Origin of the sequence: Ekhidna sp., assembly GCF_965227465.1 — a bacterium.
In the GTDB taxonomy this organism is placed as follows: Bacteria; Bacteroidota; Bacteroidia; order Cytophagales; family Cyclobacteriaceae; genus Ekhidna.
The window spans coordinates 3,442,801-3,460,169 of record NZ_OZ245746.1 but is presented as its reverse complement, the minus strand read 5'-3'; the positions used below and the strand labels follow the sequence as shown (position 1 = coordinate 3,460,169).

The 17,369-nt window shown below is 39.5% G+C and carries 8 protein-coding genes; 6 read left to right on the top strand and 2 right to left on the bottom strand.

Annotated elements, in window-relative coordinates:
* Nucleotides 1–31 precede the first annotated feature (31 nt).
* The 4 genes from ACO05G_RS15370 to ACO05G_RS15355 are packed head-to-tail and all read left to right on the top strand — an operon-like array spanning nucleotide 32 to nucleotide 3,295.
* On the top strand, nucleotides 32–1,039 hold the full coding sequence (locus ACO05G_RS15370) for a pirin family protein (protein ID WP_421763540.1): 1,008 nt from the start codon (nucleotides 32–34) through the stop codon (nucleotides 1,037–1,039).
* 57 nt (nucleotides 1,040–1,096) lie between these two features.
* Complete coding sequence (locus ACO05G_RS15365; protein ID WP_421763539.1) at nucleotides 1,097–1,735, top strand: peptidoglycan-binding domain-containing protein; 639 nt, start codon at nucleotides 1,097–1,099, stop codon at nucleotides 1,733–1,735.
* 55 nt (nucleotides 1,736–1,790) lie between these two features.
* Nucleotides 1,791–2,894, top strand: coding sequence for a TRAP transporter substrate-binding protein (locus tag ACO05G_RS15360; protein ID WP_421763538.1), 1,104 nt, complete (start codon nucleotides 1,791–1,793; stop codon nucleotides 2,892–2,894).
* 5 nt (nucleotides 2,895–2,899) lie between these two features.
* A complete protein-coding gene (locus tag ACO05G_RS15355) occupies nucleotides 2,900–3,295 on the top strand; it encodes a nuclear transport factor 2 family protein (protein WP_421763537.1) in 396 nt (131 codons plus the stop codon).
* Nucleotides 3,296–3,348: 53 nt separating this feature from the next.
* Here the strand turns inward: ACO05G_RS15355 and ACO05G_RS15350 are convergent, their stop codons facing one another.
* On the bottom strand, nucleotides 3,349–12,870 hold the full coding sequence (locus ACO05G_RS15350) for a cadherin domain-containing protein (protein WP_421763536.1): 9,522 nt from the start codon (nucleotides 12,868–12,870) through the stop codon (nucleotides 3,349–3,351).
* A gap of 121 nt (nucleotides 12,871–12,991) precedes the next feature.
* On the opposite strand from ACO05G_RS15350, the gene ACO05G_RS15345 reads away from it, so the two are divergent.
* Complete coding sequence (locus tag ACO05G_RS15345; RefSeq protein ID WP_421763535.1) at nucleotides 12,992–13,570, top strand: RNA polymerase sigma factor; 579 nt, start codon at nucleotides 12,992–12,994, stop codon at nucleotides 13,568–13,570.
* Nucleotides 13,563–14,249: a tetratricopeptide repeat protein gene (locus ACO05G_RS15340; RefSeq protein WP_421763534.1), complete on the top strand. Its 687-nt coding sequence runs from the start codon at nucleotides 13,563–13,565 to the stop codon at nucleotides 14,247–14,249. The genes ACO05G_RS15345 and ACO05G_RS15340 overlap by 8 nt, the downstream gene beginning before the upstream one ends.
* On the opposite strand, the gene ACO05G_RS15335 is transcribed toward ACO05G_RS15340, so the two are convergent.
* Nucleotides 14,246–17,242 carry a CHAT domain-containing protein gene (locus ACO05G_RS15335; protein ID WP_421763533.1) on the bottom strand — a complete coding sequence of 999 codons (2,997 nt, stop codon included), beginning with the start codon at nucleotides 17,240–17,242 and terminating at the stop codon, nucleotides 14,246–14,248. The two genes, ACO05G_RS15340 and ACO05G_RS15335, sit on opposite strands and share 4 nt — an antisense overlap.
* Between the last annotated feature and the right edge of the window lie 127 nt (nucleotides 17,243–17,369).

Sequence of the window (17,369 nt, the reverse complement as noted above, 5' to 3'; positions counted from 1 at the left end):
GATTCGTGGTTTGATTGAGAAATATACTATTATGTCTCAGTCACCTGTAAAAGAGGTTTATCCATTGGGATTTCCTTGGAAAACTCAAGATCCATTTCTATTCTGTGTTTATCATAGAGACTTATTTCCTAGAGGAAATGATAATTTAGGGCCAGATCCCGAACATCTTAGGGGGCGTTTGATTGGTCAGGATTTCACCATCAAGGATGGGTGGCGCATGTATCATGGTCAACGTGTACCAGGATTTCCGCAGCACCCACACCGAGGGTTTGAGACGATAACCGTAGTGCCTGAAGGCCTTGTTGATCATTCTGATTCGATGGGTGCAACTGGCAGGTTTGGACACGGGGATGTGCAATGGATGACAGCAGGCAAGGGCGTGCTTCATTCTGAAATGTTCCCTTTGGTAAATCCAGAAAAGGATAATCCATTATTGCTTTTCCAAATCTGGCTAAACCTACCTGCCAGGAGCAAATTTGTAGAGCCACATTACAAAATGTTATGGTCTGAAGACATTCCCATACACAAAACCGATGATGCTGAAGTTACTATTGTAGCAGGGGACTTCAATGAAACAAAATCACTAGATACCACTCCAGATTCCTGGGCATCTGATCCTGAAAATGGAGTAGCTGTGTGGTTGATAAAAATAAAGGCGGGTGGTAAACTTACACTTCCAACCGCAGGTAATGGTGTCAATCGATCTGTCTTTTTCTATGAGGGAGATGCTGTTTCTGTGGGAGATTTGACTTTAGATGTACAACAAGGGGTAGATCTACATGCAGACCAATCAGTAACACTCGGGGGTGGTGAGAAAGAAGCTCATTTACTCCTCCTCCAAGGTAAGCCAATAGGTGAGCCAGTCGTTCAACAAGGTCCTTTTGTCATGAATACACAGGAAGAAATATACGACACCATCAGGGAGTATCAGCGCACGCAGTTTGGAGGCTGGCCATGGCCTCAAGATGAGTTTGTGCACCCAAGCGATAAAGGAAGATTTGCATTGCATGCAGATGGAAACGAGGAGATCAAAGGGTAGATAGTTTATTTTCCAATTAATGGAAGTATTACTAACTTCATTTCCAAACTCACGCAGATGGCGAATGAAGATCCTAACGTAACCGTTGCAAGATTTAGTTTCAAACAGGCCATTGTAGTAGCTGCAATAACCGGGGCAACTACGTTGGGGGGAACATTACTGACAATGCGGTCTGGTGGCGATGATTCTGAGGGTAGTAGCCCTGAACAGACTACAGAAAATGATGGTTGCGAGGATGAAATTAATAGCTTGAAATCCTCTCTCAACAAATCAATTACATTCAGTTCTCTTTCTGATATTTCAAATTCACATTTCAATAGTGGGGCAGAAAAAAGGGACGTAAAAGAAAAAATTCGTGAGCTGATTCAGGTTTCTGAACTGTACAAGAAAGACAGCCAACATTACATGCACAAGTTATTTAGGTTGAAGAAGCTTATGCTGGCAAATGGAGGGAACATCAATGTCCGAGTGAGTAATGCCAATCCGGAAGCATGCAAGCTTATTCAAGATCTGCTGAAAGGGATCGAGTATTATCGGGGGACAGCCGATGGAAATGTGGAAAGTACACGAGCTGCAGTGGAGGATTTCCAACACACGTTAAATTCGTATACACCAGGATATTTTGCTGAGAAAAATATTGGAATAGTTGGTAAGAAGACCTTTAATGCCATTATGGAACATTATGAGAAGAGTTAGCGCTTTTCTTTAATATTGAGCTGATCCATTTTTAGGTTTGTCTAAATAATACTTCATGAAGCGCCGTAAGTTTTTAGCAAAGTCCGCATTAGCAGCAGCAGGGGCCACTTCGTTGGCAGCATGTGTCAAAACAGAGGAAAAAAGTAAGGGTCCATACATCAACTTCAACAACAACTATCGGTGGAAAATGACCACCACATGGCCTCCAAATTTCCCAGTGGTAGGGGAGGGTTGCAAACTTCTGGCTGATTGGGTAAAAACCATGTCTGGTGGACGAATGGAGATCACGGTCTATGGAGGTGGCGAGTTGATACCAGCGCTTGAGGGTTTTGATGCAGTCAGTAATGGAGCTGTAGAGATGAATCATGGAGCGGCGTACTACTGGGCCGGCAAAGTCCCGGCGGCACAATTTTTTGCTGCTGTGCCTTTCGGGATGAATGCACAACAGATGGGTTCATGGATTATTTCAGGGGGAGGGGCTCAGCTGTGGGAAGAGCTTTATGATCCTTTCAACATACAGCCTATTCTATGTGGGAATACAGGTGTGCAGATGGCCGGTTGGTTTAAAAAAGAAATAAAGACAATTGCAGATTTGAAGGGCTTGAAAATGCGAATCCCAGGGCTTGGAGCAAAGGTGCTTGAAAAAGCAGGTGGTACGCCGGTTCTCGTATCCGGCGGAGAAATTTATACCAACCTGGAGCGGGGTGTTATAGATGCCACGGAATGGATTGGACCGTTTCATGATTATTTAATGGGATTCTATAATGTCGCCAAATATTATTACTATCCTGGCTGGCATGAACCAGGTCCGGCACTGGAAATGTTAATTAATAAGCCAAAGTTTGAGGCACTACCATCAGATCTTCAGGAAATAATTCGCACCGCCTGCTACCGAACAAATCGATGGATGGGAGCTGAATTTGATGCCAGAAATGGTAAGTACTTACAAAAGATCATCAATGAAACGGATGTAAATGTGGCACCATTTCCTGTGGAAGTTTTAGAAGCTTTGAAGGGGTACACGAAAGAAGCTCTAACTGAACTAGTTGAAAAAGACGCTCCGAGTAAAAAGGTCTATGAGGCTTTTGAGAAATTCAGAAAAGAGGTGAGCGTCTGGATGAATGTGAGTGAACGTGTATTCTATGAACGTATAATGTAGCTATTATGAAGAAATTGATATTATTGAGTTTGGCGTTAACAATTGTTAGTATAGCATGGGCCCAATCTCCTGAAGAACTAGCCAATGAACAGCTTGAAGCTTACAATAACCGGGATATTGAAGCTTTCCTGATCCCTTATTCCGATACTGTCAAAGTTTATAATAGTAAGCAGGAGTTACTGTATGCGGGCAAGGAAACGATGAGGAGTCAATACAGTGCTATGTTTGGTCGAACACCAGATCTTAACTGTAATCTTTTGAATCGAATAGCAGTAGGCAATACGGTTATTGAACATGAGGAGGTCAGTTTTGGATCTGATCGTAAGATTTTTGCCATCGTGATGTATAAAGTTTCAAATGGGAAGATTCAGGAAGTTCATTTTCTGGATCGAGCCCAATAAAAAAGGGCGACTCCTGGAGCCGCCCAATTGCAATAGCCATAGCTAATGCTGCCTTAGTTTGCCTTTATAAACCTTTTAACTGAGGTCTTTTGATCTTTAGTGATCACAAGCAGGTAAACTCCTGAGCTTAAAGAGGTTACGTTCAACTTTAAGCTAGTTCCTGAAACTCGGGAAATAACCTGTCTGCCTTCCAGATTCGTTACTTCAGCAGTTATGGTTTCACTTGTATTGACTTTCAGAAAATCAGTAGTAGGATTTGGATAAATCTGCAGGTCAATTTCATCTTCAAGACCATTAGTAGAACTAAAATCAACTATGACCGTGACAATCCAATCCTGTGTTGCTAATCCATCTTCTGCGGTAACTGTATAAATTAGATCATCTAATCCATTGAATGCATTCATCAGCTCATAGGTTGCTCCTTCTGAAAGAATTATTGTAGGATTGAATTCTATTAAGTCAGATGTTGGCTGAATGGTAATACTAACAGTATGATTTATTGCATCGATTACGGCAGGTTCAGTTTGTGTTGGTTCAGAGAATTCCAAAATATCCGTTTCATTACTAAGAGCCTCTGTAACAGTGACTATAAATTCATCTGATACAGATCCTCCGTTACCATCATCAGCCGTCAAGGTGATAGTCGAAGTTCCTACTCCAACTTCATTGATCTGGATTTGATCATTTGCGATTACTTCTACAGTAACTACAGACTCATCATTGCTATTTACTGAAACGGTAAGCGCATCTCCATCCGGATCTTCAAAGACATCAGAGTAGTTGATTTGAGCCGCATCAAAACCTTCAACTAGATCTGTTTGATCACCCAAAGGATTAACCACTATTGGTGCATTATTCGGTGCTTCGCTTACAGTCACAATGAACTTATCCGAAACAGATTCCCCATTACCATCATCAGCGATCAAAGTGATTGTAGCTGTTCCAACGCCCACTTCATTAATCTGAATTTGATCCTTTGAAACCACCTCTACAGTAACTACAGACTCATCGCTGCTGCTTACAGATATAGTCAGCGCATCTCCATCCGGATCTTCAAAGACATCAGAGTAGTTGATTTGAGCCGCACCAAAACCTTCACCAAGATCTGTTTGATCATTTAGCGGATTTATCACGACTGGAGCATCATTTACATTGTTTACAGTGATGACAAATTCATCAGAAACAGAACCTCCGTTACCATCATTAGCTGTGACAGTTATTGTGGTAGATCCGTTACCTACTTCAGTTAGGGTAAGAATAGAGCCACTTAAGCTTGCGGTAGATACGGTCTCATCACTTGAGGAAACACTTAAAGTCAAGTTATCTCCATCTTCATCAGAGAAAGTAGCTGAAAGGTCTAGTTCGACACTTCCAAATCCTTCATCCTGGGTTTGATCAACGATTGCATTAACGACAACTGGCGCATCATTTACATTGTTAACTGTCACAATCAAATCATCCGAAACCGATCCTCCGTTACCATCATTGGCAGTTACAGTAACCGTTGCAGTTCCATTTCCAACTTCGATAAGGATAAGTGTTGTTCCTGTGATACTAACTGTTACAACAGTTTCATCTCCACTAGAAGCTTCAAGTGAAAGGGCATCTCCATCCTCATCTGTAAATGTGTTGGAAAGTTCTATTTCAAGGCTACCAAATCCTTCATTTAAGTCCTGATCAGAAATGGCATTTTCAACAACTGGGGCATCATTCACATTACTGACTGTGACAATAAACTCATCTGAAGTGGTAATACCTGATCCATCATCTGCTGTAACTGTCACTGTGGAAGGTCCGAAATTTCCAACTTCTGTCATTGTTAAAATTGCACCTGAATTACTAACTGTTACTATAGTCTCATCAGAACTTGACACTTCATATGTTAGTGCATCACCATCCTGATCTGTGAAAACTCCGCTTAAGTCTATTTCAAATGAAGCAAAACCTTCATCTAGATCTTGATCAGTGATTGGATTGGAAACAATTATGGTTTCATTCTCATTAGTAATTGAGATTGTAAATGACTTACTGAAAGTGCCTGTATTTCCATCGTTTGTTTCGATTCGTACAGAATAGCTGTCTTGTGTTTCAAAATCAAAAACTTCGGCAGCTTGCAACTCATTGCCAACAATGCTAAAGGAAGTGTTATTTGTGTCGCCATCTCCACTCACCAGGCTGTAAGTAAAGCTTTCTCCGGCATCTTCATCCGTCGTTAACATTGTTCCAATCACATCACCAACTTGGTTATTCTCAGTAATGGAATTGAAATTAAGAGTTAAGTCGGTAGGTGCCTCTGAGACATCATTTACGGTAATAGTAAATGCTTTTTCGAATGTAAGACTACCATCGACTACCATCACCCGGATTGAATAGCTGTCTTGAGTTTCAAAATCTAAGCTTGAATTAACCAATAATTGATCTGATGAGATGTTAAACGATGCATTGTCGTCACTGCCGCTACCGGCTACCAAATCATAAATAAAGCTGCCGCTCAAGTCTTCACCAAAGGTTGTAAAAGAACCTATGACATTACCAACGGCAACATTCTCATCAACTGAAGAATTGCTAAGTTCCATTGAGGTAATTTGAGCGGGCAGGTCATTGACTGATATTGCAAACTCCTGTTCAAAGGTCAAGCCTTCCTGATCGGTAACTATGATTTCAAGGTTATAAACGGATTGAGTTTCAAAGTCCAACTCTGTAATAGTAATTAAATCGGTGTTACTAATACCGAATGATGCATTATCAACATTGCCTTCTTTAAGCGAATACGTATGACTATCACCACTGTCTTCATCGACCGGACTCAAAGTCCCTACGAAGGTTCCGGAAGGATTACTTTCATCAACTGAAGTATTCGAAAGTAAAATATTAGTTGGTGCTTCGTTTAAATCGTTTAAGGTGATTGTTACATCCTCATAATAAACTTCATTTTCAGAATCCCTTACTTCAAGCTCAAATGTGAACGAACTCTTGTTTTCAAAATCCAGCGTAATGAAGTCAGTGGTTACTAAATTGTCTCCATCGATATCAAATGATCGCCAATCATCATTTCCTAGTTCAGCTACCATGAAGAAGGTAAATGTCTCTCCAAAGTTGGTGTCTATTGCTGATAATGTGCCTACAATAGTTCCTGCAGGACTATTTTCATCTAGAGAAGTACCCGATAGCACAATATCAGTAGGAGCGACGGTTTCTTCCGTAATAGTTACATCCCAATCTTGAGGAGTACCATCTTCAGCAGTCACAGTATAAGTTATAGCGGTAGAGAAGTCTTGCTCTACACCCGTTTCCGGAGAAATTTCGGCATTTTGTGAAATCCCAATGGAAGGTGTGATGGCAGAAATATCCGTTCCAGCCACCGCTTCAGCTACCACTGTATGAGCGGTGTTGTTCACTGTCGCAGACCCTTCGACTTCACTAAAAGTAAATGAAGTAATGTCGTTTTCCGTGTATGGAGAAAAGTCTATTCCAAACCCGGCATTATAAGCGGATGAATTGTCAACATCAACAGCAGCATAATTACTAAACGCTGAATTGTTAAATGTGAATTGTAGGCTGGCAATGTCATCCGAATTTCCATGATCAGACACAACTCCTGACATTGAGAGGACAGCAGAATACCCATCAGCTTCAACACTCAAAGTTGGCGTAAGACCTGAGGGTAAATTATTTATCACGTAATCGCTCCCGTGAGCTAGCGTTCCACCTGCATTGCTGAATTCATCATCAATCAGATAAATGTTGGCTGAACCTTCTACCGTTCCATCATTAGCAACCGCCTCAGTAAAATCTCCTAGATCGATATTGTACTGATGGATCGCATAGTTGTCACCATCAGAAATGAATACCCTGGAACCATCAGGGCTAACTCCCAAGGCACTTGGCCAAATGCTGAGGGCGTCCAGGTCAAAAGTTTCTTCCACCTCTCCTCCCTGGGTAACATCGTAAGGAACATACAATCGATACCTGATGGTTTGATAGTCATTATCCTCTGTCATTAGCAGGTACCTGCCATCAGCAGAAAATGCCATTCCTGTTGGACTTACACTTACAATATCAAATGGGCTGCCATCATAACTTACAGAAGAAAGGTCATAGGGTGTACTTAAGCTGAATTGGAAAACAGCATTTTCGTTAGCTCCTCCAATATATAATTTGCTTCCATCTGCATTAAAAGTGAACCCATAGACAGAAGTATCAAAATCTTCATGGTTAAAAGATTTGCTACTATAACTGACACCAGAGCTGATATCAAATGATGTTGTAAGGTCGTACTGATAGATAGTATATAAATCTGAGCCTAAGACGAACATTTTCATTCCATCAGCAGAAAAGGCTAGGTCTTCTGCATACATATCCTCTGCGGAATGGTCGTAAGAAGCAACTTGAGATGCTACAGCAAGGTCATATGGGTTGTTGAGTGCATATTCATAAACAGTTCCCAATCCATAAAATGAAATAAACATTTTCATTCCATCATTGCTAAACACGATTCCTGAGGTATAATCCGAATAGGAAGAAACATCCAGAGGACTACCTGCGGAGGTTGCGAAATCCATGTCCAATGTATTGCCAAAACTCAATGCAGGATTATTATCTCTGAAGTCTATGCTTCTGGTGCTATTCTTGTTCGTTGCGTTCTGAACTTCAGAAGCAAGACTATTTACAAATGCGGCATCAGTGAAGCTGAATTCAAGTTCAACATCGTTTATGTCCTGATGTGCATCAGAGGAACCAGAAAGGGTTAGCGTAGCAGATTGACCATCTGCAGCTACCGAAACAGACGGAATTAGACCACCAGGTAAATTATTGATCGTATATTCTGATCCATGAGTGAAATTGCCACCGGCGTTTGAAAATTGTTCGTCAATGATTTCGAAATACAGCGATCCATCAACCTCACCATTGTTAAGACCAACTTCAGAAAACCCATCAATAGTTAGGTCAAATTGATACACAAGATCATTTTGAGCACCAAGGACTAATAGTGTTTTCCTGTCTGGACTTACAATAAAATCAGTAGGACCGTAATCAATGTCATGAAAGTAGAAACTTCCACTATTCGATATTCCACCAGCAATATCAAAAGGAGTATTCAGGTCGTACTGAGTAATATTTGATGATCCTGGAGAGGAGCTGTTAGATACAAATATCTTCTTCCCATCATCGCTAATATGTATATCCGTATAATTTCTTGATGTAACTGTTGCCTCTACACCATCATAGCTTACTTCAGAGGTCACGTCAAATGGAATGGATAATGTGTATTGAAAGATTTTATCATTGCTAGATCCGATCATGTACATTTTGCGACCATTAGGGCTAAATGTAATTGCAGCAGGCTGGTTGTCTTGCGATCCAACATCAAATGCGCCTTCATGTGTTATGGTTGAAGCAATATCAAATGCATTTAATAAGCTGTATTGTTCTACTTCATCACCACTTCCATCCATAATGAACATAGTAGTGCCATCTGGAGTAAATACAAGATCGCTAGGAGATCCTGTTTCGCCTGAAACGTCGTAGGAATTACCACTATATGTTACTCCTGACGAAATATCGAATGCATTAGTCAAATGGTATTCGAAGATCATGTCATTCTCATAACCAACGTAAAACATTTTCAGTCCATCATTACTGAAAGCCATGGATCCGGCATCTATATCCTGATCCGCAACACTGAACGAAGCTTTTTGAATGGGATCATCACTCGATAAATCAAATTGGTTACCAAAAGTGATAGTTGGGATATTATCATCAAAACTGATGGAGCCAATATTCTCTGAAGATGCATTAAAAACATACTGTGCCTCAGTGGAGGTGAATGCAGAGTTTTCAAATGAAATGATAAGATCTTCTAAATTGTCAGAGCTTTGGTGATTGTCCGCCGCTCCTGTTAATGTAAGTGTAGCTGATAACTTGTTTCCTGCAACCAGTAATTCAGGCGTATGTCCACTAGGAATACCTGTGAGATTATAATCAACTCCATGAGTGAGAAGTCCGGTTTTTGAGAATGTCTCGTTCGTGATTGTTACCGTCATCGATCCCATTATTGATCCATCATTTGAGAAATCTTCGTAAAAAATCCCCGACGAATAACTCAATGATCCATTGTCATCAAAATCCAGATCCGTTGAAATACTAAAAGAGTTATTTGATATAGAAGAAGCATCACCGGAACTAAAGGCAGCATTCAAGAATGAAATATTGAGATCTATCGTTGCATCATCTATATTCTGATGGTTGTCTGCATTGCCAGTGATAGAAAAAGTAGCCGTATTTCCATCACTAGAAATACTCATGCTGCTGGATAATCCTTCTGGCAATCCAGTTTCAGTATAATGTGTACCAGACGATAAGTTTCCGTCTGCATTGACAAATGAATCACCAATAAGGTTTAAGGCGTAAGTACCATCCAATGCTCCACTATTTGCTGAAACCTCTGTAAAACCAATACCAGGAAGTTCGTAAACATTGATATCATCACCGATTCCTCCAGTAACGTATACAGTTTTTCCATCTCCACTGAAAGTCATCGAAAGTGGTGCAGTATCTTGGCTAGTCACTCCAAAACTTTCACTAAATGTGATTCCTTCAGTAATATCGAATGCATTAGATAAAGGATAGCGATAGATTACCTTGTGAGATCCACCCATTATAAAAAGCTCTTTTCCATCAGGAGAAAATGTGGGGCTATAGGAATTGGCTGATCCTGTAGAAGCACTTGCAACCTGGCTCGCACCTGCGGTTATATCGAAAGGTGTATTTAGTGCATATTGATATATTAGAGAACTACTGGTGAGAAACATTCTGGATCCATCGGAACTAAAGGTTACACCAATACCATTCGTAAAAGCCAGATCACCATCATGTGTTACAGTTCCATTGATATCGTAGGGAGTGCCTAGACTGTATTGATGTAGCTTATCATTTATGATTCCAATCAAAAAAAGTTTAGTACCATCATTACTAAATGCGATACCAGCAGGGATCGTCTCTTCTGCTGAAACGTCAAGAGGAGTTCCTTCAGGGCTCGCTGTAGAAACATCATATGGGGTTGTTAGGGCATATTGAATAATTGTGCCCTCATTACCACCCCCGAGGTACATTTTTGTACCATCATTATTAAAAATGATTCCGTAAGGTGATCCGGTTTCATTAGAAACCGATATGGGATTATTGTCAAAGATTAGTCCTGTAAGTTGATAAGCGTCGGAACTGAATATTTGACCATCAAGGTCCTTAAAGTCTATCTGAAAATAGGAATCAGCACTTACAGCATTAATTACATCTGCTGCATTACTGTTTACAAAGGCAGTATTATTAAACGTGAACTCCAGATTCGAAACATTGTCTGCAGGCAGGTCATCGGGAGTAGTACCTGAGATTGTAAGATCAGCGGTGAGTCCATCTGATGATACCTCCAATGAGGAGGATAATCCGGATGGAAGTCCAGCTACCGTATAATGTACCCCTTGTGTAAGTGTAGCGTTGGCGTTAGCAAATTGGTCATCTATAACACGAAGTTGTATCGTCCCAATGATCGATCCATTATCATTAAATGACTCTTCAAATTTGTATGGAGAAATAGCATATTGATTAATCTGATCATTATTGCTTCCAACCATGAATAGTTTTTTTCTATCAGGGCTATAGGCTACACCGGCAGGAGTATTGTCTTGCGGAAGTACGGATAATCCCCCACCTCCAGATACATCGCCTGTTAAATCATAGGGAATTTCAAGATCATAAATTCCCATCGTTCTAAGTGAATTTGTATATAGAATTTGGGTACCATCTGGTCCAAAATCTATACTCAGTATGGTATAAACCTGATCGAAAAAATCAACATATGCTACTCCTGAAGTAATATCAAATGGATTTGCAAGGCTGTATTGATATATATCCGGACCACAGACCATCATGGTTCTGCCATCCGGGCTGAAAGCAAGATCATTAGCTATTGACGCTTCATTTGAAACATCAAACACTCCCTGGTGAGTAATAGTACTCGATAGATCAAAAGCACTCGAAAGACTATATTGATTTATTTCATTGCTTTGCCGTCCGGAGACAAACATTTTTAGTCCATCTGTGCTGAACCTAACACCGGTCGGCCAAAAGTCCTCTGTACCTACCGCATGACTATTATTGCTATAGGTCACACCAGAGGTAATATCATATGGATTAGATAAATTATATTCATAAACAGCATCTCCGTTTGATCCAACAACAAAAACCTTTGTTCCATCCGAGTTGAAGGTTAATCCTTCAGGAGTAAGATCCTCTGAACTAACATCAAATGTGCTCGAGTTGACAGTGGCCCCAGCGGCGTTGGGGAGAGTTCCATACGCAACTATTGGCGTGCTGTTATTTCTGAAATCTAATGATATACCTGAGTTAGCACTTACTGCATTTGTAACGGATGAAGCATCTCCACCGATAAATGCTGAGTTATTGAAAGTAAAGATCAAATCATTTACATCATCTGTATCTTGATGATTGGTTGCAGTACCCGAAAAACTTAAAGAACCATATTGGCCGTTATCAGATATTTCCAAAAGGGGTGTTAATCCAGCAGGTAAATTAGAAATTTGATAATCTGTATTGTATATCAACTCGGACCCTGAGTTTACGAATGTTTCTCCTGTGAGATAAAAGGCGTCATAACTCAATGGCAGAGATCCATTATTGGAAATTGCTTCGTCATATTCCGGATGCCCAAGTTCAAATTGGTTTATGTCATCACCTGTTGTCCCAACAATGAAAAAACGATTCCCACTCTCAGTAAAGTAAATTCCATAACTATTGTTTTCATGTGATAGAACCGAATAGGTTTCTCCAATCTGAGTAAAACTGGAAGTGATATCGTATGCAATTCCTAGATTAAACCGTTGAATACCATCTGTTGTATTGAGTATTATTAATTCTTTTCCGTCTTTAATGAATTGGAAATCAAAGACACTATTAGCTAACGCATCAGAAGAATTGAGATATGTGACTGTACTGGTAACATCATAAGCTATAGAAAGGCTATAGCTATGGATCATATGACCGCTTGTAGTACCTACATATATTTTTGTCCCATCGCTGTTGAAAGTAAATGAGTATGGGCTTCCTAATCCAACATAATAGCTGCCATCTAATGTAACAGTGGAAGTAATATCAAAATTAGTTGAAAGGCTATATTGATAAATTCTATCAGCCGATATTCCTAAGACGTACATTTTAGATCCATCTGAATTGAAGTTTAGTGAAAATGGATTTGATTCATCTATTGTATATGAGCCTTGATGGGTTAGGCCGCCGCTGATATCATAGGCGGATGCAATGGAGTATTGATTAACCTGATCGGCTCCAACACCCAGTGTGAATACCGTCAACCCATCATTACTAAAGTAAATATCTGTAGGCCCGGTCTCTTCCGAAGAAATACTCTGGTTTGATATTAAAGATGCTCCTAATGAAAGATCATAATATCCCTGATATGAAATGGATTGTGCACTTGCCATACCCATCATTATTAGCATAAAGACGAGTAGAAAGATTTTTTTAACTAAGACATTTGTCATGACTATTGTGATTTGGTTCGTACCCTTAGTCATGCCATTATTAGAATGTGAACATCATTTACTGATTTTTTTATTTTTATTTGACTTAGTGTTCACAAAATCATGTTTTGCCGACTAACCAGTGAAAGTCAGTTTTAGAAAAAGTGAGAAAGAAATAATTGCCGATATCCGGGAAGGAAACTCCAAGGTGATGGAAAAGCTATACTTAGCCCATCGTAAAGAGTTTGTTAGTTGGAGTATTGGGAAATTTGGAATTTCTGAAGATGACGCGCTGGATCACTATCAGGATACAATGACGATCATTTTTGAAAAAATCATGAATGGCAGTTTGACTGAAATTGAAAGTAGCCTAAAGACGTACCTCTTCAGTATTGGGAAAAACAAAGTGAGACAACAATTTGACGAAGCGGCAAGAAAAGAGAAGCACGGAGATGGCCTTCAGGAGCACTATCGTTTTCTGGCTGAAGATAGTGATGCAGCAATCATATTTGAGGAAGCAAAAAACCAAACATCAAATTTGTTCCAAACAATTGGGGAGGGATGCAAAGAAATTCTGAAGCTGTTTTATTATGAAAAAAAATCAATGAGTGAGATAGCAGATATCATGGGACACAAGAGTGAAGGTGTTTCTCGTACTACTAAAAAGAGATGTTTGGAAAAGATAAGGTCTCGGATAAAAAAACCATTGGTTAATGGATGAGCTTAGAGAAAAATATTTGCAGGGGAAGATGTCAGAAGCTGAGAAAAAAGCTTTTGAGAAGGGTTTATCACCCCAAGAAAAGCAAGAGTTGGCTGCCGAGCTAGGCATCAGGGCAGGTCTTGAAAGCAGTTTCAGAAATGAACTGAGAGATAAAGTGGCTGGATTTGAAGCACAGGGGAAACGTGTTCGCAGGCTAAATCCGGCCTACATTGGAATTGCTGCATCTTTGTTTTTGGTGGCATCCTTTATGCTATATTTCAAGGGGGATCAGAAATCACTATTTGATCAATACTACGAAGTTCATCCAAACTTTGAGTTAACTACTGTGCGAGGCAATGAAGATCCAACCACGCGTGAAAAGGCATATGCAGCTTATGATATTGGAGATTTCAGTGGAGCTCTAGCAGCCTTCAATCAATTGGACTCCATGCAAAACGCTGATTACTTTTTTAGAGGGGTCTCGCTCATTCAGCTAACTGAATATAAAAAGGCACTGGCAGACTTTGATGTTGTGATTAACCAGAAAGATAAGGATTATGAAGTAGCTGCTACCTGGTATACCGCATTGATTCATTTGAAATCAGAGAACAAAGAGTTTGCTATCCCTTTACTTAAAACATTGAGTGAAGGAGAATCCGAATTTGCTGAAATATCCCAAAAACTTTTGGCACAACTTTAACTCGATTTTTTCTTTCTGCGATATACAGTCAGAATCATTACAATAATTAGGACAGATGGGATGACAAACACTAATAAATTGGTGTCTTCCTCAATCGGACTGTTGTCACCTATCAAAACAAATCCGCCCCAATAAAATGGGTGGCGAGCTTTACCCTTAGCAGTGGCTAGGTACTGCTTCCTTGCATTGTTTAAAGCAACATCTTTTGTTTGACCATCCTTCAGGTTTTGATAAAAGTATTTCATTAATTCCGGAGTGGATTTGTCTGATGCTGGCCAGAGGCTAACGACTGTGGATGGAACTCCTGCATAGGCGAAAGCTCTTGAAAGAGACATAACACCTTCACCTCTTTCTATTTTGCCAAAACCTGTATTACAAGCACTAAGTGTTACTAATTGAGCTTTCAGATTTAGATTATATATTTCGTAAGCGTGAAGAAAACCGTCAGCTTCTGGGGATTCTTCAGAAGAATTTTGAAAAACCAATCGTGAATTTTGTGGATTATTGTCGTCGATTATCGCATGAGTAGCTAAATGTACGATTCCATAATCTTTTGCTCTTTTTTTAAAATTGATCTCACTAGCCTCTGCTCCGATCAGTGTGGTGCTGCTAAACAATGATGATATTTCATTTACTTCTTTGTCTGCTCCTGGAATGCTGGAAAGCTTATTTCTTATTGGATCTATCATATCCGGATTGGCAGAGAAATCCGGGGCAATGGCCAATAGGTTGAATGAAACTGAACTTTGCGGAACGACCTGAGAATTTAATGAGTATGAATACCGGATTTCGTTTTCTTCTAGCAGATATTTATCATTTTGATTAATTAGAAGCTCTAATGGGATAAATGAAAGGCCTTTGTCGGTCAAAAAATTGAGTTTTTTCCCGGATACATTGGAAAGCACAGGTTCAAGAAAAAACCTATAAAGTGCTTTTGCCTTCTGTTCATAAGAATCATCATTGGGATTGGTGAGTGCAGATCGGAAATCTTCCAAGTCAGGCGTGGGACCATCAATTTTTATAAAATCACTCTTTTCACCCAGCATTATTATATACCAATTATCTAGCGATTTATTGAAAATAATTGTGGTTTCTGCTGAGTTTGAAAGCAAATTGTATTTGCTATCCAGTTCTAAAAAAGGATCATCATAGATAGTAGAATAGAATTTTGCATTCTGTTCTTTAATTGAAAGATTGATTTCATCGTACCGATTTCTAAGAATTCGGAGCGTATCATTCAATTGAACTAAGCGAGAGCTGTCTGACCTACCTGTCCGGTTCAAAAGTTGCTCATACATAGCAATGTCCTCTTTGATCGACTTCCTATCTTCATAACTAATCTGCTCCAATCCAACATCCCCAAACTTTTCAGCTTCCATCAACCACACCCTTAATTGATCGGATCTCGCCACTTCTGAATAGCCGAGTGCCATTTTTAAATACTTTTTTTCTTGAGTTAAAGAATACAAAGAGTATAGGCATTCAATAGCTTGTTCCTTAATTCCTTCCCTAATGCTCGATCCGAACGATTCGCCGCTTATGTTTTTTCTTTTTGTGTTTATAAAATCCGAAGCGCTTTTAAGTGTCTCCATTGTCTGAGTTAATAACTCAAGATTTACCTGTTCCGATTTCTGGTAGAGAACATCAGCCTTTTGTCGTAATGCAGCTGCATAGTTTTCGGCAAGTTTAATGGATGAAAAATTCTCTGGGTTGATCGATGAATCACCGCTTACATTGATAAAGACTTTATTCAACACAACCAAGGCTTCTTCATATTTACCTTGCTTCTTTTTTATATCGGCAAGTTCTACTAGCAGGTCATTTAAATACCTGGTTTTAGCCCCATAAGCATCCTCAACCAATTCAATTGCCTGCTGAACATACTTTTCACTTAATTCATAGTCCTCCATTTTCAGGAACGCTCTACTAACTGATCGATAAATATTTGCCTCCTTTAAAATTGCCAGGTCGTTGCTTTGCTGTATACTCAACAGTTGATCAACGACCGATCTGAGTTCATCAAACGCATTTAGGTTTCTTAAACTAGTCATCTTGTAGACAATGGTTTCAATGAGAAAGACATCATCCATTTCATATTCTCTTGCAACAGCAAGTGCAGTATCCGAATATGCTAATGCTTTTTGGTATTCTCCGAGCTGATTATGATAGTTTGATAAACTTGAATGTGATAAAAAATAGGTTCTAGTGTCTCTATCTCTTTCAAGTAAGTTGAGGGCTCGGTGTACTAAAAATATGGCCTTTTCTAATTCATAACCACTACTGGCAACTATCGCCATATTTCTTAAAAGATTAGCCATTTGTGGAGAGCCTGATCCAAATTTTTCCGCAACAATTAGTTCCTCTTTTTGTAAAAAATTTAGTGATTCACTCGAATTCCCCATGCGCCAGTGAAACATTGCGGCTTTATTGAATGAATTCCGCATAGCCTCATCATTTTCGGATTTTTCAGCATGAAATATTGTGTTTTCCAGATGGAGTTTCGCTAAGTCAGTTCTTCCACTTTGAAGCGCAAAAGACAGAAGTTGAGCATCAATGTAAGACAAAGTATAGTGATTTAACGAGTCAGTTTCAATTAGATCTCTGGCGCTCTCCAGTGTTTGTTTAGCATCAGTCGTTTTTCTCAGATTTGCTAGCGCAAACCCCTTCTGAGTTAGCAAATTGATATAGATTTTGACATCACTAGATTCCGCTAAATTCTCAATTTCATCAAAGATTGATAAGGCCTTTTGACTGTCTTTTAACGTTACAAGAATTTGCCCTTGCTTTACTTTAGCCCGTACAAATGATGCAGTATCTTTTGCCTCAAAAAAGGAAGCTGCAGTTTCAAGTTCTTTCAGTGCAGCTGTAGTATTTCCAGCTTTATACAAACTGTCAGCTTTGTTATACCAATCCTCATCCGGCTGCTGTGCAAAATTTTTGTGGTAGAGTATAAATGCAATTAGAAATACCGGAATTTTGGCCAAAAAATTCATTTAACCAATATAGTAACTACTAAATAAAGAGGTGTGATTTCAATGAAAGAATTCTGTATTCTTTTTGGCAGATCTGTTAACTTTTTTTGAATGTATTTAACGCTTTTTTTCGTCTATAAACCGTAAG

Bases quoted from the DNA above. Each gene is read 5' to 3' on its own strand.
- ACO05G_RS15340 (WP_421763534.1), top strand. From the start codon at position 13,563: ATGGATGAGCTTAGAGAAAAATATTTGCAGGGGAAGATGTCAGAAGCT.
- ACO05G_RS15370 (WP_421763540.1), top strand. From the start codon at position 32: ATGTCTCAGTCACCTGTAAAAGAGGTTTATCCATTGGGATTTCCTTGG.
- ACO05G_RS15335 (WP_421763533.1), bottom strand. From the start codon at position 17,242: ATGAATTTTTTGGCCAAAATTCCGGTATTTCTAATTGCATTTATACTC.
- ACO05G_RS15355 (WP_421763537.1), top strand. From the start codon at position 2,900: ATGAAGAAATTGATATTATTGAGTTTGGCGTTAACAATTGTTAGTATA.
- ACO05G_RS15365 (WP_421763539.1), top strand. From the start codon at position 1,097: ATGGCGAATGAAGATCCTAACGTAACCGTTGCAAGATTTAGTTTCAAA.
- ACO05G_RS15360 (WP_421763538.1), top strand. From the start codon at position 1,791: ATGAAGCGCCGTAAGTTTTTAGCAAAGTCCGCATTAGCAGCAGCAGGG.
- ACO05G_RS15350 (WP_421763536.1), bottom strand. From the start codon at position 12,870: ATGACAAATGTCTTAGTTAAAAAAATCTTTCTACTCGTCTTTATGCTA.